Annotated in this window: 13 protein-coding genes; 11 read left to right on the forward strand and 2 right to left on the reverse strand. The window is 54.7% G+C overall.

All coding sequences use genetic code 11. The features are described from left to right. Nucleotides 1-120 precede the first annotated feature (120 nt). Complete coding sequence (locus HB376_RS20870; protein ID WP_213765566.1) at nucleotides 121-1464, reverse strand: aminotransferase class I/II-fold pyridoxal phosphate-dependent enzyme; 1344 nt, start codon at nucleotides 1462-1464, stop codon at nucleotides 121-123. A gap of 465 nt (nucleotides 1465-1929) precedes the next feature. Here HB376_RS20870 and HB376_RS20875 point away from each other — a divergent pair, with 465 nt between their 5' ends. The 5 genes from HB376_RS20875 to HB376_RS20895 all read left to right on the forward strand — a co-directional run bounded on the left by HB376_RS20875 (nucleotide 1930) and on the right by HB376_RS20895 (nucleotide 6713). Continuing rightward, a complete protein-coding gene (locus HB376_RS20875) occupies nucleotides 1930-2826 on the forward strand; it encodes an ABC transporter substrate-binding protein (protein WP_213765567.1) in 897 nt (298 codons plus the stop codon). 129 nt (nucleotides 2827-2955) lie between these two features. After that, nucleotides 2956-3678, forward strand: a complete 723-nt coding sequence (locus HB376_RS20880) for an amino acid ABC transporter permease (RefSeq protein ID WP_213765568.1) — start codon at nucleotides 2956-2958, stop codon at nucleotides 3676-3678. 76 nt (nucleotides 3679-3754) lie between these two features. Next, the gene (locus HB376_RS20885; protein WP_213765569.1) at nucleotides 3755-4522 is read left to right on the forward strand and encodes an amino acid ABC transporter permease; all 768 of its coding nucleotides are present in this window, start codon (nucleotides 3755-3757) and stop codon (nucleotides 4520-4522) included. A 1-nt stretch (nucleotide 4523) separates the two neighbouring features. Next, nucleotides 4524-5300: an amino acid ABC transporter ATP-binding protein gene (locus HB376_RS20890; protein ID WP_213765570.1), complete on the forward strand. Its 777-nt coding sequence runs from the start codon at nucleotides 4524-4526 to the stop codon at nucleotides 5298-5300. 87 nt (nucleotides 5301-5387) lie between these two features. Next, nucleotides 5388-6713 (forward strand): MmgE/PrpD family protein, encoded by a 1326-nt coding sequence (locus HB376_RS20895; protein WP_255631468.1) that lies wholly within the window; start codon nucleotides 5388-5390, stop codon nucleotides 6711-6713. Between the two features lie 55 nt (nucleotides 6714-6768). Here HB376_RS20895 and HB376_RS20900 read toward each other — a convergent pair whose 3' ends face one another. Beyond that, a complete protein-coding gene (locus HB376_RS20900) occupies nucleotides 6769-8046 on the reverse strand; it encodes an aminotransferase class I/II-fold pyridoxal phosphate-dependent enzyme (protein WP_346730540.1) in 1278 nt (425 codons plus the stop codon). 432 nt (nucleotides 8047-8478) lie between these two features. On the opposite strand from HB376_RS20900, the gene HB376_RS20905 reads away from it, so the two are divergent. The 6 genes from HB376_RS20905 to HB376_RS20930 all read left to right on the forward strand — a co-directional run bounded on the left by HB376_RS20905 (nucleotide 8479) and on the right by HB376_RS20930 (nucleotide 17440). Then, complete coding sequence (locus HB376_RS20905; RefSeq protein ID WP_213765573.1) at nucleotides 8479-9594, forward strand: porin; 1116 nt, start codon at nucleotides 8479-8481, stop codon at nucleotides 9592-9594. A gap of 550 nt (nucleotides 9595-10144) precedes the next feature. Further along, the gene (locus HB376_RS20910) at nucleotides 10145-12190 is read left to right on the forward strand and encodes a hydantoinase/oxoprolinase family protein (protein ID WP_213765574.1); all 2046 of its coding nucleotides are present in this window, start codon (nucleotides 10145-10147) and stop codon (nucleotides 12188-12190) included. 1 nt (nucleotide 12191) lies between these two features. Beyond that, nucleotides 12192-14174: a hydantoinase B/oxoprolinase family protein gene (locus HB376_RS20915; RefSeq protein WP_213765575.1), complete on the forward strand. Its 1983-nt coding sequence runs from the start codon at nucleotides 12192-12194 to the stop codon at nucleotides 14172-14174. Nucleotides 14175-14509: 335 nt separating this feature from the next. Next, nucleotides 14510-15298 (forward strand): amino acid ABC transporter permease, encoded by a 789-nt coding sequence (locus HB376_RS20920; protein ID WP_213765576.1) that lies wholly within the window; start codon nucleotides 14510-14512, stop codon nucleotides 15296-15298. A 171-nt stretch (nucleotides 15299-15469) separates the two neighbouring features. Beyond that, nucleotides 15470-16441, forward strand: coding sequence for a hypothetical protein (locus HB376_RS20925; RefSeq protein ID WP_213765577.1), 972 nt, complete (start codon nucleotides 15470-15472; stop codon nucleotides 16439-16441). Nucleotides 16442-16651: 210 nt separating this feature from the next. Continuing rightward, nucleotides 16652-17440 (forward strand): ATP-binding cassette domain-containing protein, encoded by a 789-nt coding sequence (locus tag HB376_RS20930; RefSeq protein ID WP_213765578.1) that lies wholly within the window; start codon nucleotides 16652-16654, stop codon nucleotides 17438-17440. Nucleotides 17441-17496: the final 56 nt, after the last annotated feature.

The following is a 17496-nucleotide window of genomic DNA, read 5'->3' on the forward strand; positions in this document are numbered from 1 at the left end:
TCAGCAACCAATGCATCCAAGAGGTCGATCAACAAAAAGCAGCGGTAATATGCCGTCGCTTTTTGGCAGATGCCCTTTGCGGCGCAGCGCACTCGGATTGATCGTTGCGAGTCGAGCGCATCAAGGCGGAGGAGAATTCTGACCTCCAGACGATCCGGCAGCTTGAGCTAGTGCGTCTGCAATCAGCCCAACCTGATCTTCGTCAATTCCCGTACCGACTCGAATATGGGGCCGATGCGTTACTTGAAACCGTGATCCTGGCTGTACCGCAATGCCACGAGCAGAGAGGGTTACGAGCGCGTATTGTTGATCACGTACCGGTAACCAGACAGATAACACGCCCTTTCCATGCACCGGCAGCCCGCGCGCAGTAAGCGCATCGGTTAAGCGCGCGAGTCTTGCCGCGTATGTTTCACGAGCGCGGGCAATTTGATGCAACGACTCGCGGTCGGTAAGAAGTATCGCCGCGGCGCACTGCAGAAGTCGACTGGGCCAGCCTTCGCGAAAATTTCTAAGCGCTTGAACCTGTTCTGCAAATTTCCCAGAACTCGAAACCACAGCTAACCGGAAGTCAGTTCCTAGCGCTTTTGAAAACGTACGGATATAAACAGTACGCTGTGGATGGACCGTGCCAAGCGACAGTGAGGGCGCGCTGGCTAGCCCGGCCAGGCCGTCGAGCTCCACAATCATCGTCCCATTCCCGGCAAACAGGCTGCTTAGCCGACTTAGCCGTTCCGGGCTAACACGTGTGCCGGTGAGTGAATGCGATCCAGGCTGATAGATGAAGGCGACCGGCTGCTGCTCCAGGGCGGCGGCCAGCGAATCGGGTAGAGGACCTTCTGAATCGCAGTCGACGCCGATCGTGCGCGCACCTAGCTTCTCCAGGATGTCAAACAAGCGCAAGGTCGTTGGGTCTTCAATGGCTACAACCGATCCGGGCATTACCATTATCTGGAGTGCAGTGTGGAGCGCGTCGTATCCACCGTTCGTCGCCGTAAAGACGCAAGTCTTGTATGGCCAGTCTGGCGCTACCGCGTTCTTCAGTTCGCTCGTTATCGACTCGCGAAAGTAGCTGTGCAGATTCCGCACTACATGTGCTCGGCTGAGCGCACGATTTAGGTCAGGCAGTAGCGTGGGATCGGGCGACGCGAATCGCAGGTCAGCTACTACGTTTTCACCATAATTCGCGAAATCCTCGTAGCGCGCCGGTCGAAGTGTTGTCTGATCTCCGCGCACCCATGTCCCCGTACGGCCGCTTCCGCCCACCATGCGGAATGAGCGCAGCTGCTTCCATGCTCCGGAAATAGTGGCGGGACTCACGCCAAATGCCTCTGCGAGGTCACGAACGGGCGGCAACTGAGTGCCGATTGGAATCTTGCCATTGCAAATCAGGTCAGCAACCTCCACAGCGATCCCCCGCATCGTGCGTGATTTGACCTTTTCAACAAGATGGTCGACATCCATTTTTGTCTCATTGTTCAATAACGAAAAAGCGATTGTACATTTTTTTTGATAAACATATGCTTTGATCAATGGGTCGACAACGCGAGCGGCGCTGCTTCGAAAACCGGGTGCTCGCCGAGACGAGAACGGGTCGAACCCGACGCTAGGCCAAGGTCGCCAGGGCTGGTTGAGTGATGAAGTGTTGCTTAAAACATCGTCGCCGGGTGCGACGACCGGGCGTAGATAGCATAGGTGGTTGAGTGACAAGTCACGGGCAGGCGGGGACTCGGCCGAAGCGAAGCGAGGTGCATTCGCCGAGCGGTCACTCGTCAGCTTTAACACTACATTGGCTTGGGTGCGGACGTAATCGGTCCGGCTAACGTGACGAAGGTAGCGAGGGAACGAAGGTAACGAAGCCCCCCGAGCACGGGACTCGAAAAGTCTCAGGCAAGTCGGGGTTATACGATCCAACGAAAGGGAAACGCGATGATTGTTCGCTTCAACGAAATCTTTGCCAGCTTGTGCTTCGCCGTTTTAACCGGCATGGCCACAAATGCTCATGCTGAAGCGGCGATAGGAACCGCTTATGAAGTCAAGCTTCCGACCACCTTCGCGAAAACGGTCGTACCGCCGGGAAAAATCGCAAAGGCGGGAAAGATCGTCATGTGCACTGAACTGGGAGATCCACCGGCTGGCTTTTTGGCCGAGGACGGTTCAACGCCGAAGGGATTCAATGTAGATATCATGTCTGCGATCGGTCCGGTAATGGGCGTGAAGACGGAGGTGATCAACTATCCCTTTGCCGACATTTTCGCCGCACTGGATTCAGGAAAGTGCGACGCGGTCATGTCCAGTAGCTCAAAAAGTCCTACTCGCGTCGCTCGCTATAACTTCGTTACCTACATGACCATGCGCTTGGGTCTGATGGTTCCGAAGGGCAATCCTCTTAATCTCAAAACCTTCGACGATTTGGCCGGCCACCGTGGGGCTGTCCTCGTGTCGAGCACAACCGAGCGACTTTTAAAAGCAGCAAGCACCAAAGCGGTATCCGAAGGAAAAAGCCCGATCGAAATCCAATCGTACCCGCAGAACACGACGGTGTTCCATCAGTTGCAGCTTGGACGCGTTGACGCTTTCGTTGGCGATGCAATGACTATTGGCTACTGGGAACACTTGAGTAACGGCCGTTTCCAGGTTGGCGGATTACCCGTCGAGCCGCTGACAATCGGGATCGTCATGCGCAAAGACGATCCGCAGATAGAAGATGCCGTGCGGAAAGCCTATATTTCCCTTTTTGACAGCGGCTACGTTCAGCAGTCGAGCAAGAAATGGGGCATGGATGGTTTCATAACTCTGTGCCGCGACGGAAAACCCTGTTCCTGATTTGAAATATCGACGAGGCTGCGGCGTCTGCCCAACTTGATCCGTGCGATGTTCGACACAAAAGTATCGGTAAGATCAGGTCGGATTGCAATGTTCATCGATTCCCTCTAGAGCGAAGAGACCGCCGAAATGCACTTCGATGTAGGCTATTTTTTCGGCTTCGTTTTTCATCCTCCGCTCGCGCTAATACGAGGGTTGATGACAACAGTTTTGACGACGTTCGTGTCCATGGCGTTCGGCGTGCTGATAGGACTCTTTCTTTCAATCTGCGGCGTGTCACCGTGGCGTGCGATCCGATGGGTCAACAGCGGATACATTTTTATTTTTCGTGGTACGCCGTTGTTGGTACAGGTAATTATTATCTATTTTGGTCTTCCATACTTAATTAATGTCGATCTATTCCCCCAAAGCGTTCAGCTCTTCGGCTTCATTTCAGTTGGGGGTGCAATCGTCGCCGGAGTTACGGCTTTTGCACTACACGAAGCTGCTTACTTCAGCGAGATCGCCAGAGCCGCGATTGCCTCTATTGATAGCGGCCAATGGGAGGCGGGCAGAGCACTTGGGATGACGCCGGGACTGGTCATGAGACGAATCATTTTGCCGCAAGCGGTTCGGATCATGTTGCCTCCGCTTGGAAACCAGATCAACGGCATGTTGAAGGCGACCTCGCTGTTGTACTTGATCGCAGTCCCTGAAATGCTTTTCATTGCTGATGCCGTCCAGTCTGTTAATTACAAGACCCTCGAAGTCTACCTGGGCGTCTCTGTTTATTACCTGGCGCTGACGACCGCCTGGGGATACATACAGGAAGCGCTGGAGAAGCGTTACTCAAGGGGTTTCAGGTTGATATGACACACCATAGTGCACTGCTGCCTATCCCGTCGGTGGATTTTGGTAAGAGCGAAAAGACAGTATCAGGAGAGTATCCTTGAACTTTGATCTGCACTACTTTCTTGAGCTGGTGTTTTCGCCACCACCACAGTTGCTCTACGCGGTGTGGATTACGATTTCAGTCACACTGACATCAATGACCGTAGGTGTTTTGGTCGGGCTGGTGCTGGCGTTATTCGGAAGCAGCCGTCTAGGAACACTCAAGGGACTCAATCGTTTCTACGTTTGGTTTTTCCGTGGAACGCCCGTTTTGGTCCAGATGTTCCTCATTTATTTCGGGCTACCATCGTTGTTTGGCGTCGATCTCTTCCCTTCGACCATACACACGCTGCTGTTCTCGATCAGCGGCAGCATAGTCGCCGGGATTCTAGCGTTCAGTTTGCACGAAGCAGCATATATGAGCGAAATCACAAGGGCCGGCATCAGATCAATCGACCAAGGCCAAAAGGAGGCGGCGCAGGCGCTTGGCATGTCAGGCGCTTTGGCCATGCGTAGAATTATCCTTCCCCAGGCATTTCGCACCATTCTTCCATCGCTGGGTAACCAATGCAATTTGATGTTCAAGACTACGGCGTTTCTGAGCGTCATTGCTGTTCCCGAGCTAGTGCATGTCGCCGACAGCCTGCGGTCCGGGAATTTCAAGACCTTCGAGGCATATGGTGCAATTTCGGTTTATTACCTATTGCTCAGCGGAGCGTGGATGGTGTTCCAGCGATGGGTTGAAAATCGGCTTTCCTTAAGTCGGCGCACGAGCGGCAAGAGGCTGGACACGAAAACTGCCGCACTTTCAGGAATGGAGGTCTGACATGGCCGAAGGTTTGACTGTACCCGCCATCGAACTCCGCGACGTGAGCAAATCATTTGGAAGCTTGACGGTATTCGAGCACGTCTCCTTGAAAGTAGAAAGTAGGGAGACGGTCGTTGTCATCGGTCCATCTGGATCAGGCAAGACGACACTCATCCGCTGCATTAATCTTCTTGAAGAAATCCAGAACGGAGATATCTTCGTGAACGGCGCCCTTGTCAGCGGCAAAACGGTGGGTGGAAAAAAAGTAAGTCTAAGCGAAAAAGAGAAAACGGCGACGCGTCGAAGTGTGGGCATGGTATTTCAACGCTTCAATCTTTTTCCGCATCTCACTGCGCTTCAAAACGTCATTGAAGCTCCAATGCATGTGCTGAAGTTGACGAAACAGGAAGCCACCCGGGAGGCCATTGCTCTTCTTGAGCGTGTCGGCCTCGCGGACAAGCGAGATCAATATCCCGTTCAGCTATCCGGTGGGCAGCAGCAACGAGTTGCCATTGCTCGTGTCCTTGCAATGAGGCCCGATATCGTTCTGTTTGACGAGCCTACAAGTGCACTTGACCCTGAAATGGTCGGTGAGGTCTTGTCGGTGATGAAAGAACTGGCGAAGAGCGGAATGACCATGATCGTCGTGACGCACGAAATGGGGTTCGCCCGAGAAGTTGCCGATCGTGTGATTGTTATGGATAAGGGAGCGATCATTGAAGAGGGTTCGCCCGACCAGATATTCTCTCAATCAAATAACGCGCGCACTGTGTCCTTTTTGAAGCGTGTCGCATAAGACCTTGAACGAAGCCAGATGGCAATAGTCGGTCATGCGTGACAAACCAGGACAACCGGAATGGAGGTAACGTAAAGAATGCCGGACATGTCCACTACACGTCAGATATCTGAGTTTGTCTCGAATCAGCGAACGTTACCTTTGACGGTTGCGGAACGGGCGAAGCTGCACATAGCCGACACGTTGGCGTGCATCCTCGCCGGGTCGTCAACGCAAGCTGCCTCTTTATTCATTGAGGTTTCAGCTCCATCCAACGACAAGGCTCGGGTAATCGTTCCAGGGTTGGGCCGTTGGGATGATCCGTCGCTAGCAGCAATGCTTACTGGTGTATGCGCTCACGCGGACGACTTTGATGACACCAGCGAGCAATCGATGAACGGTCATCCGAGCGCGCCGATTGTAAGTGCGTTATTGCCGACCGCATGCATGACGAATGCAAATGGTCTGGATGTGATTCGCGCTTACGCTGTAGGCGTTGAGGTTGCGTGCAAGCTTGGCAGTGCTCTCGGCGCAGCACATACCCGTCGAGGCTGGCATACGATGTCAACCCTCGGCGCACTGGGCGCAACGGCGGCCGCCGCCGCTTTGCGCGGCCTTAATGCGAGTCAGACGGAGCAAGCGCTAGCAATCGGATGTTCTTTTGCCGGTGGGTTGCTTGGCAACACGGGCACCATGACCAAGACTCTTCATTGTGGTCGTGCCGCGCAGGCAGGGTATCTCGCGGCGGCGCTCGCCGAGCGAGGATTCACAGCAGGCGCCGACATCTTGGAAGCTCCACATGGTTTTTTAGACGCGCTGACTGACCGGTCAAAGCATCGAATAGAATTGCCAGCGCTTGGCGAAGAATGGGAACTACTTACACCTGGGCTAGCAGTGAAGCTTTATCCCTGTTGCAGTTGCACTCACCTCGCGATTGACGCTGCAATCGAAATCTCTCAACGCCATTCGCTCGATATTCGGAAGATTGCCCACGTCTCGTGTTTCGTGCGAAAGGAATGCACGGACTATTTGCGCTTTCCCAATCCAAAGACCGGTATTGAAGCCAAGTTTAGTATGAACTTCACGGTTGCTGTCGTCTTGGCGCGCGGCAAGATAACACTGGACGATTTCGATACGACCGCGCTCGATCGAGAAGATATTGCCCTTCTCATGCCAAAGGTCCACATGAGAACCTGGGCCGGCGAGGAAGAAAGTGGTTTGGTAGAGGTAGTCTTGACGGACGGAACTCGTTTTACGGTGACGCGCGACGTGCCTCGGGGCTCTCCCGGAGATCCGGCGAGTTGGTCCGATATTTTTGCGAAGCTCCAAGATGCACAGACGCGTGCCAGGAATCGCGCACAAGCGCCTCTTGCGACGCTCTTCGCGTCGCTACGGAGCATGGAGACTCAAAGTCAATTCAGCGATCTGCTGTAGCCCCCCGGGTCATCGGATTCCGGGAGCAACCCCGGAGCACGAATGTCCGTTACCATCATGCTCTGGAAGTTACCCGGTCGGACGTTGCTGCTGCTTGCGCAAGGGCGTCGGCAATCGTCTCAATCTGGCCGACTTCAATGCTTGTCGCAACGCGGATGTGTGCTCGCGGCGTGACTTGAAAACGCGAACCCGGCTGAACGGCAATCCCTCGCGCGGCTAGCGTCACCAAGGCATATTGTTGATCGGCGACAGGCAGCCATATACACAATGCGTCTTCTCCGCTTACTTTGATGCCGCGTTCAGCGAGCGCATCGACCAATGCATCGCGCCTCTGGGCATAGATTTTTCGGGCGTGAGCAACTTGACGCAGTGATTCGGGATCGGTGAGAAGCGCTGCTGCGGCGCGTTGCAGGAATCGGCTCGTCCAACCTTCCCGAAAGTTCCTGTGCGCCTGGATCTGATCGGCAAGCTTCTCAGAACTCGATAGCACTGCGAGCCGAAAATCCGTTCCAAGCGATTTTGAAAAGGTGCGAATGTGCACTGTGCGCTCGGGATAGGCGGTACCTAGGCTCAACGGCCGGGCGCTTACCAGGCCAGCCATCCCATCTATCTCGATTAGCGTCGTAGTGGTACCAGAGAGAAGCTTGCGCATTTGATTCAGGCGAGCAGGACTGACTCGCATCCCGGTCAAAGAGTGCGATCCGGGTTGATACACGAATGCCAACGGACGTTGTTCCAGTGCGCTGGCTAACGATTCAGGAATCGGGCCCTGGGAATCGCATTCCACGCCGATAGTGCGAGCGCCGAGTTTTTCAAGAATGTCGAAGACTCGTAGCGTCGTTGGGTCCTCAATGGCGACGGTTGCACCGGGGGTGACAACCATTTGCAGCGCGGTATGAAGGCCGTCGTAGCCGCCATTCACCGCTGTAAATGCACATTTTTCGTATGGCCAATCCTTCGTCACGACGTCCTTGAGTTCCTGCGCGATTGTTTCGCGGACGTAGCTGTGAAGGTTTTTGGCAAGATGAGCCTGCTTTAACGCCTTCTGCGGATCAGGAAGCAGCGCCGGATCGGGAATAACAAACCGCAAATCTGCAAGAACGTTCTCGCCGTAGTTCGCGAAATCCTCGTACCGTGAGGGGCGCATTGCAGTCTGATCGCCACGGACCCATGTTCCAGTTCGCCCGCCGCCGCTGACCATTCGAAAGGCGCGAAGCTGTTTCCAGGCCCCCGATATTGTCGCTGGGCTTACGCCGAACGCCTCGGCCAATTCGCGGACCGGCGGCAATTGCGTACCAATGGGAATTGCTCCACTGCGTATGAGGTCGGCCACCGTCAATGCAATTCCTCGCATTGTTCTGGCACTGACTTGCTTTACGAAACTCTCAACGTCCATGTCGTCCCCGAATGTTCAATAACAAAATATGAATTGTACATTCATTCGCTACTTACACAAATCGCGCCGTCTGCAGAGATGTTGCAAGCGTCGCGATGTGCACCGATTGTGATCGCATTCTCGATTCATGCATCCGATTGGTGACAATGGGGCGGCCTGGTGGAGCACCCAAAGAAGCATGTTGTTAATTTATGTTCAATAACATAAAAGCGATTGTACATTTATATTTTCAAACATATCCTCGTTTCATCCTATCCAGCGGGACTTCAGCGCAAACATCACATGATCCAGGCGCTAACAGAGGGCCATTGTTCGAAACTGGAGCCAAGCACATTCGATCAGGATAACTACTTAACAGGGAGTTCGACAATGAAAAAGCGGGTCGCGGCGATGGTTGCAGTGTGCGGGTTGACGTCAGCAGTTGGTGTTGCTCACGCGCAAAGCAGCGTGACGATGTATGGCTTGATCGATGACGGCATCACGTACGTCTCAAACGAAAGCGGCAGCAAGAACTTCAAGATGGATAGCGGAATCGCCCACGGCAACCGTTGGGGATTCAGGGGGCAGGAGGACCTTGGTAACGGACTCTCAGCCATTTTTGATGTGGAAGGCGGATTCAACATCAATACCGGAAAAGCGAATAACGGCGGGGCCATATTCGGCCGCCAGTCTTGGGTCGGTCTTGATAGCGTGAAGTGGGGCAAGTTGACCATCGGCGACCAGTACGACAGTATTTCGGATTACCTCTGTGACTATAACGTCAGCTTTTACGCAAGCGGATACGGTATCCATCAGGGGGATATTGACCGCATGAGCTGCACGCGTTTGCCGAACGCCGTTAAATACACCTCGCCACGGATCGGCGGCTTCAAGGCTGGCGTGATGTATTCGTTCAGCAATGTCGCAGGTAGCTTCCATACTGGCAGCGCGTGGGAAGCGGGCGGCAACTATATCAATGGTCCTCTGCACGTTGGGGTGGCGTACGCCTCCCTTCCTGGATATTCCATCGATCCGTATAACCGCTTGGGGACGCCGGTCTTTTTCGGTCAGACTGTAGCCACGGTGACGAACAACGTTGAAAAGGATCTCAACACCGCGTTCGTGCTGAATAAATACAACATCATGGGAATCGGTGGAAGCTACGCGTTCGGGAAGCTGACCGTGATGGCCAACTTCACCAATACCGAATTGGTCTACCGCAATATGACGTCTTATATGCACGTCTTCGAAGGCGGGGCGACATACAATTTCACGCCGTCGCTGGAGCTGCTCGGAGGGTATCAGCACGACACATTTGAAGGCCATACGTGGAACCAAGTATCGGCGGGCTTTCAGTATTTCGCCTCGAAGCGCACTACGCTTTACATCTCCGGCGACTTTGTGAAAGCCTCAGCCGGAGTTAATCCAGAGTTGGGCTGGTTCACCACCCCGTCGCTATCAAGCACTCAAGCGGACCTGCGTGTCGGCATAACTCACAAGTTTTAATTGGGATGCAGGCCGACGGCGGCAAGTTTTCGGTCCTCAATCGGCGGAGGGCCCATCACTGGTTCTAATCGAGGAATGCAGGCACCCGCACTGCTGTCAGCTTGCTTGCCTCGCAGGTCCGATCAGAAACTTGGGATTGCGGCGGGAAGTGGTCGGGAAGGTCGATTGGTCGAGAAAAAATGGCCATCCCCGGCCCGGAAATGCTCGCCGCGGACTTCAAGCCGTCTTGTTGATTTGCACGTTGCACGTTGCACGTCGCATGTCACACCGTGAGATTCAACCCCGATGAAGGCCTGATTCCAATCGAATTGGCCAGGCAACCCGAAAACGAGGTTCAATTATGTTCAATAACAAAAAAACAATTGTACATTACATATATTGAACATATCCTCGGTTCATTGTTGAACAAGATGTCGAGCGGCAGATGGTGCAAGTGACAACGTGCTTGGGGTGGGTGCGAAGTGCACACGTCTTTCAGCCGCGGCAGGCGCTCTGACCAAAAATTTTTGATAAAACGTGGCAGCCTTTTCCTTAAAGGCTCGGAGAAAAGATGCTTAAGATCGGAGTTGATATTGGCGGGACCTTCACCGACTTCGCAGCATGGCGCGAAGGCGAGCAAAAGGTTGAGACCTTGAAGGTACCGTCGACCCCGCCGAACTTTGCCGAAGGGTTCAAAATCGGGTGCGAGGAAATGCTAAAGCGCATGGAGCCTCGAGTTGGAGAGCAGATCGTGGTTATGCACGGCACGACGGTAGCAACCAATACTGTGATCGAACGCAGCGGCCCTCCGATCGCATTGTTCACGACCGAAGGATTTCGCGACATTCTCGAATTGCAGCGGTTGAAATTGCGGCGTGCAATCGATCTGCTGGGTGATCGGGTATTGCCTCTCGTACCGCGCGAATTGGTGTTTGAGATTCCCGAACGCATGGCATCCAGCGGACGCGCACGCAAGGAAATAAACCTGCAGTCCGTAGCGCGTGCCGCAATGCAGGCAAAAGAGGCGGGAGTCGAGGGAATCGCTGTAGCGTTCCTTCATAGCTTTCGCAACCCGGCACATGAGCTGGCTGCCCGAGACACAATCATGGCGGGGACGGGCCTGCAAAACGTTTCTATCTCCAGCGAGATCTGGCCAAAGATCGGCGAGTATGAGCGCGCGATCGTCGCGGTGCTCAATACGTACGTGAAACCGCGGATGAACTCGTACATTGCGGAGATAGAGCGTTGGCTGGGTGAGACGCTACCCGACGCCAAGCTTTTTATCATGCAATCGAACGGAGGAGCTTTAGCTGCATCCGAGGCACGAGCACTCCCCGTGCATACATTGCTTTCGGGGCCGGCATCCGGTGTGACAGCGGCGCAGTACCTGGGCGTGTCCCTTGATGAGCGCTGCATGCTTACCATGGACATGGGGGGCACAAGCACAGACATCTCGTTGATCCAGGACGGCGAACCGTCGATTACTGGCGACGCCGAGGTGGGCGACTTTCCGTTGATGATGCCGGTCACCGGCATTGAAGCCATTGGCGCGGGCGGGGGCTCGATCTGCTGGATTGACGGGGGAGTGTTGAGGGTCGGGCCGCGCAGCTCGGGCGCGCGCCCCGGTCCTGCTTGCTTCGGTCATGGGGGCAAGCAGCCAACCCTAACAGACGCGTATTTGCTCTGCGGATTTATTCACCCCGACCATTTCCTTGGCGGCCGAATGACGCTCGATCTCTCTGCAGCGCAAGCCGCGATGCAACCGATAGCAGAGGCACTCGGTACAGACGTGGTTGCGGCGGCTGAGGCTTGCCTGACGGTGGCAACATCCAACATGATCGCGAGCGTCCTTCCCTATCTCGCACGCCATGGGCTGGACCCAGCGGATGTCACGCTGGTTGTTTATGGGGGCGCCGGTTCGCTTCATGGCCCTTTGTTAGCGAGTGAGTTGGGTATTGGGCGAGTGTTGGTTCCTGTCACGCCCTCGGTTTTCTGTGCTTTTGGCGGGTTGGTAGCCGGATTAACGCACGACAACGTCCGGAGCATGCAGGGCGTTGCGGCCAACGCGGAAATAACGAAGGTTGAATTTGCGCTGTTGGCAAGCCATGCGTGGCAATGGCTGGACGGGCAAAACGTTGGGGATGGACTTCGTGAAACCCTATTCGAGTATCGCGCCGAAGCGCGATACCGGGGACAGTCGTTTCAACTAACGGTAAACGTTCCGGAGGAAGCGGCCCGCTCGGGAGATGTCGCGGTTATTGAAAGCGAATTCCATCGTCAGCACGAACGACTCTACGCGCACGCCGACCCTTCTGCGGCCGTCGAGTTCACCGAGTTTCGAGTCCGCATTCGAGGGATGTTGCCAGCGCCCATTCCTGGCGCTGTATTGCCTCGTCAAGGCACGATGAACGACGCGCTTCTCGGGCAAAGAACAATTCAAGTTGCTTCGCGCGTGGAGCCCCGTTGCAACGTGTATGCCCGTGGGAGCCTGCGCGCCGGAGACTCAGTCAACGGCACTGCAATCATTGAGCAGAGCGACACGACGATTCTCGTGCCGCCGGGCTTCAACGCAACGGTTGATTCGCACGGCAATATCCTGTTGACGAAGGAGGTTTGAGATGCAAGCGGTCCGCACTGCAGTGATGAATAATCGATTCACCGCGATTGTAGAAGAGGCGTCAGCGGTCATGTATCGCACGGCTCATACAACTTTCGTCAAGTTGGTCCAAGACTACCAATGTGCGGTCGCGACCCCGGACGGTGAGGTGTTCGCCTATCCAAGTCAAGCCGGCGTGAACTCGTTTATTGGCGTACCTCTCAAACGTACGATCGAGCTTTTACACGAACTTGGGATTGAAGAGGGCGATTGCTTTCTCACAAACGACCCGTTCTCGACAGACGGTCTTGTGACGCACATGATGGACGTGACCATGGTTCGTCCTATATTCGTGGATGGTCGACTGTTCGCGTTTGCATGGGGTTTTGTTCATGCCTCGGATATTGGCGGCGCCGTCCCGGGCAGCATTTCGCCAGCGTTCACGGAGGTGTTCCAAGAAGGCATTCGCATCCGGCCGGTCAAGCTTTATAAAAAAGGTCAAATCAACGAGGACGTCCGTCGGCTCTTTCTTGATAACAGCCGGACGCCCGACGACTTGTGGGGCGACATGAAGGCCATGATATCGGCGCTCCAAAGTATGGACCGTCGTTTCCGCCAGCTGTCGGTTTCATATGGGCGAGACGTGGTCGAGCAGGGGATGCTCGACGTGTTGGCCTTCTCGGAGGCAAAGGCGCGCTCGGTTATTGCGAAGATTCCTGACGGCACCTACGATTTCGGTGACTACTTGGAAGGCATCGAGCCTGGCCAATACACCTACATTCGGTGTGCCATGCGCGTGGAAGGGGACAGCGTATCGTTCGACTTTGCCGGTACCGACCCGCAAATCCCGGCTGCATATAACTTCGTTAGCGGCGCAGGGACGCATCCCTACACAATTCAAGCGTTTCTTTACTACCTTCTGACAGTAGAGCCGGACGCTCCGCGCAACGCAGGGCTGTTACGTCCCATATCTTTGCATGCTCCGCGGGGCACAGTCATTAACGCAGAATTCCCAGCCGCCGGCGGATCACGAGTTGCTGCTAGTACGCGGGTTTATGACGTTCTACTCGGATGTTTGCAAAAGGCGGTCAAGGGAGGGTTGAGTGCTTCCGGTCCTGGAATGTCGGGTGTCATCGTGCTCAGCGCGCGAGACCCGCGCAGTGGTAAGCGCCAGGTCAGTGTGATCAACCCTCTTTGTGGTGGCGGCGGTGGGCGTGCCGGCAGCGACGGCACCGATGCAATCGATTCGCGCTCCGGATACCTCAAGAGCGTCCCGACAGAGGTCATTGAAGTTGAAACAGTACTTGTTGTTCACGCAAACCGGCTCGTCGAAGACAGTTATTCGCCCGGCCGCTGGCGTGGGGGTGCAGCTCTATTGATGGAACTCGAAAACACAGATGCAGAGGCGACGATGACGATACGCGGCATGAACCGTTTTTCGTTCCGTCCCTGGAGCGTCAACGGGGGGCATCCCGGGCGCATGGCCGAAGTAACGTTGAATCCGGGCAAAGAAAACGAGGAAATCCTGACACGCGTCACGGTTCTCAAGCTCGAGCGTGGCGATGTGCTTCGGCTGGTGACACCCGCAGGCGGAGGATTTGGAGATCCGCTCGACCGTGATCTTCCTGCGATTGCAAGCGACTTGAAACGAGGCATGTTATCCGTCGCCGCAGCATCGCAGGACTATGGCGTTGTATTTTTAAATGACGGATCAATCGATGCGGAGGCCACCGAATGCAAACGAGCGTCGAGACGCTCGACGCAGGCACCAGCACCATTCGACATGGGACCCGAGCGCAGAGCTTACGACGCAATCTGGCCGGACACAGTACGTACACGCTTCGCGAAATTGGCGTTGCTACAGCCGAAGGCGCATCGTCAGCTTCTCGTTGATGTCGTGCGCAAGCGCCTCACAGCGGCAGCTGAGGCCGTCACTGATGAAACCCTCCAGCGGGCGATAGATGAAGAAGCAGCTGTACTGGCTGGCGATGACGTTTTGTATTGACGTCGTCGCGGGTTAACAAACAGGCACCGCATCGGTCAATCGTTCCAGGAACGCCAGCACTTCGACCGATGTTCCCAGGACCTCGGATCACATGCGAGCCCCTGAAACGGAGGCAATAATTCGTATGACTATTTTTTCACTGATGCTAGCAGCGATTGTGACGACGATACATGATTTTGGCGCAGAGGCGCTGGTATTGCCATCCGTCCACAAGATGATGGCAAGTGAAGCAATGACATCTCTTGTCAAGTGTTGGGGAGTTCAAGAGAGCGTCTCGGTATGCAGCAGCATGCATCCATGCGAATAACTCAGGCGACCAAAGGAGAGGGGTGACCATGTTAGATCACATAGGCGTTGTCTTCGACCCAAGTTTTTTTCTAAAATTTGTGTTCTCGCCGAGTCCCGCACTGCTAAAAGGACTTGTCGCGACCGTTATAGCAGCAGCCATTTCACAGCTTCTAGGGACAATTATCGGGTTGGTTTTAGGCATTGCCAGCATGTCTCCCAGCAGAGTCGCCCGAGGGTTTAACCAAGTCTACATATGGTTTTTCCGCGGCACCCCTGTACTTGTTCAGTTGGTCTTAATCTACTTTGGACTGCCTTATCTCGTCGGCTTTGATCTTTTTCCAAGCGTCATGCATCTTGGACCGATCGCTTTTAGTGGTGCTTTGACCGCGGGCATTATCGCCTTCGGGATGCACGAGGGCGCGTACATGAGCGAAATAACGCGAGCGAGCATTACGTCCATTCCGAGAGGGCAGTGGGAAGCAGCGCAAGCTTATGGGATGAGCCCTGGCATGACGATGCGCCGAATCATTCTGCCGCAGACGCTGCCTTTACTTATCCCCGCGTTGGGAAACCAATTCAACAACATGCTGAAAACGACGTCGTTGCTCAGCGTCATTGGCGTAGCCGAAATGTTCCGCGTCGCCGAGCAAATGCAAGCTGCGACGTTCATGACCTTCGAAGTTTACCTGGGCGTGTCGGTGTATTACCTGGCGTTGACCGGCCTGTGGACAATCATGCAGCACTTCATTGAAAAGCGGATGTCCCGGCATCTTCATCAGGGTAGTCGCGGGGCCATCAAGGTCGTCAAGGCAACTCTACCGGACACGGCTCACTAGGTTGCTTTCAAGGTAGTGCGTCCCCATAGAAACACATTTTTTCACGGGTCCGCGTTCAGTCGCGGCACTTGTCATCAGATAAGCCACGCGGTCTGTTTTTATTGGTATTTCGTACTACAAAGTTTTTGGAGTATTAACTGAAATGCCTGGTTCACCACTGGAGAGAAAAGAATGTCCCAGAATCAAAGGAATTTGAGCGAATTTATTGCCGAAGTAGAATCTTTAACTGCTGGCATGATGACCGTAGAGCCGAAAGAAATTGCCGATCTTCGTCTTGGCGAAATGGATATCCCGGCGGGAAGCTATGGTCAGTATTTTGGGACATGGGATATTGCACACGGCATGCTCCGCGATTACTCAATGTACACAATGTATCCGCTGGTCGTGCTTGCTGAAGACCCGGACCTCAGTACGAAATCCTTGTCAAAGGTCGTAGATGCCCTCGACCAATCTTACAGCAACTATCTTCGTTATAGCGGTTTTCCGAAGATGGGCGCACTGGCCCTGGAACTACGTGCCCACCTGAAGGACAAACCTTCGAAAGCCGACGTAGTCGCCGCACTGCGCGCGTTTACGGACTACACGAACAGGCTGCAGGCATGGTCGTTTCACTACTTCCCCTGGGGACTCGGGCAATACTTCAAGTATCCGGAAGAGCGTCTTTTTTCGGCCCCGGCACCTGTTTCGGACATGGGTGCAACGCGTGCGTACATTAAGACGGGGCAACGGATTCGTATCAGTTGGAAGCCGTTGAACATCACGGTCAACGCTACCCTTGCTTCCAACGAAAATCCGGAGCTTTGTGCCGACCTCGTGGGCGCGCTTCCTTTCACGTCTATTCAGGACCACGCCGTCGTTACCGGCGAGTCGATGTACGCTTGGTCGCCGTTTGTGAGTACGGCGCCAATTCACCTCCGCGAACGCATTTGCGACGCGCCAATCGGACGTCTTCGGTTCTCGCAATCGACTGGTCAAAAATTTATTGTGCAGTATGGACCAACGACCGAGGATCTCTCACAACCGGTGCTTGGTGAGATCGATGAAGCAGATGCGGCCAAGTTGGAAGAAGTAGGCAAGGCGGTCTGGAAGTCGACCTTCGAGACGAAAGAACTTATCTGGATGACGGTCGAGCTCGCTGACTGACATTCAGATCAGGGGAGGGGATGGTTGCCAACAGGAGACAGCCGATGCTTCCCCTGTTGAGCAATGTGTGCCGCTACCGTGAGTGACATTTGGCTTCGTCAGGTTCGTTTGGCGCTTGGCTCCGGGCGGCAGTTCAACACTGAGAGGCCGGGTGATTCCGAGGCCGGCAATACTTGATTCGGCGGGTAACCATCGCCGTGGGAACTTATCATGAATGACGCAGCAGTCGCCGCGCTGTCGGCCAGAAATATCCACAAATGGTTTGGCGACAATCATGTCCTTAAGGGCATCTCGCTCGACGCGAAACAAGGTGAAGTGATTTCGATCCTGGGCGCCAGCGGCTCCGGGAAAAGCACCTTTCTTCGATGTTTGAATTTGCTGGAGACACCGGACGAAGGATCAGTTGCAGTGTCCGGCGAACATCTGGATATCACCCGGCATAGGAGCGGCACCCTGCGACGCAGCGACCGGCAGCAGGTCCACCGGATCAGGACCAATTTGGCAATGGTGTTCCAGAGCTTCAATCTCTGGTCTCACATGACCGTGTTGCAAAACATTATTGAAGGCCCCACGCGGGTTAAAAAGCGGCCTAGAGATGAAGCCATTCACGAAGCCAAAGTGCTCCTAGCCAAAGTGGGTTTGAGCAACAAGAGCGGACACTATCCGAGCCAACTTTCCGGAGGACAGCAGCAACGAGTGGCCATTGCGAGAGCTCTCGCAATGCGTCCGGAAGTCATGTTGTTTGACGAGCCGACTTCGGCTCTGGATCCGGAGCTGGTTGGAGAAGTACTTCTAGTCATGCGTACCCTGGCTGAAGAAGGAAGGACGATGTTGGTCGTCACCCACGAGCTTGGCTTTGCGCGTGAAGTATCGAACCGCGTGATTTTTCTTAGCCAAGGCCAGGTCGATGTCAGCGGAACGCCCGAAGAGGTCTTTAGCTGTGATCGTTCCCGGCAATTAAGACAATTTATGGCGGGGCATGGCCCCGCCGCAAAGTAAGCATGCGATCCGCACTACGTTTTCCCTTGGATCACGCACGCCATCCATTGCATCAG

The organism is Caballeronia sp. dw_19 (assembly GCF_018449515.1).
Lineage (GTDB): Bacteria > Pseudomonadota > Gammaproteobacteria > Burkholderiales > Burkholderiaceae > Caballeronia.

Coding starts and splice junctions, on each gene's coding strand:
- HB376_RS20870 (WP_213765566.1), bottom strand. CDS start 1,464: ATGGATGTCGACCATCTTGTTGAAAAGGTCAAATCACGCACGATGCGG.
- HB376_RS20875 (WP_213765567.1), top strand. CDS start 1,930: ATGATTGTTCGCTTCAACGAAATCTTTGCCAGCTTGTGCTTCGCCGTT.
- HB376_RS20880 (WP_213765568.1), top strand. CDS start 2,956: ATGCACTTCGATGTAGGCTATTTTTTCGGCTTCGTTTTTCATCCTCCG.
- HB376_RS20890 (WP_213765570.1), top strand. CDS start 4,524: ATGGCCGAAGGTTTGACTGTACCCGCCATCGAACTCCGCGACGTGAGC.
- HB376_RS20895 (WP_255631468.1), top strand. CDS start 5,388: ATGTCCACTACACGTCAGATATCTGAGTTTGTCTCGAATCAGCGAACG.
- HB376_RS20905 (WP_213765573.1), top strand. CDS start 8,479: ATGAAAAAGCGGGTCGCGGCGATGGTTGCAGTGTGCGGGTTGACGTCA.
- HB376_RS20910 (WP_213765574.1), top strand. CDS start 10,145: ATGCTTAAGATCGGAGTTGATATTGGCGGGACCTTCACCGACTTCGCA.
- HB376_RS20915 (WP_213765575.1), top strand. CDS start 12,192: ATGCAAGCGGTCCGCACTGCAGTGATGAATAATCGATTCACCGCGATT.
- HB376_RS20920 (WP_213765576.1), top strand. CDS start 14,510: ATGTTAGATCACATAGGCGTTGTCTTCGACCCAAGTTTTTTTCTAAAA.
- HB376_RS20925 (WP_213765577.1), top strand. CDS start 15,470: ATGTCCCAGAATCAAAGGAATTTGAGCGAATTTATTGCCGAAGTAGAA.
- HB376_RS20930 (WP_213765578.1), top strand. CDS start 16,652: ATGAATGACGCAGCAGTCGCCGCGCTGTCGGCCAGAAATATCCACAAA.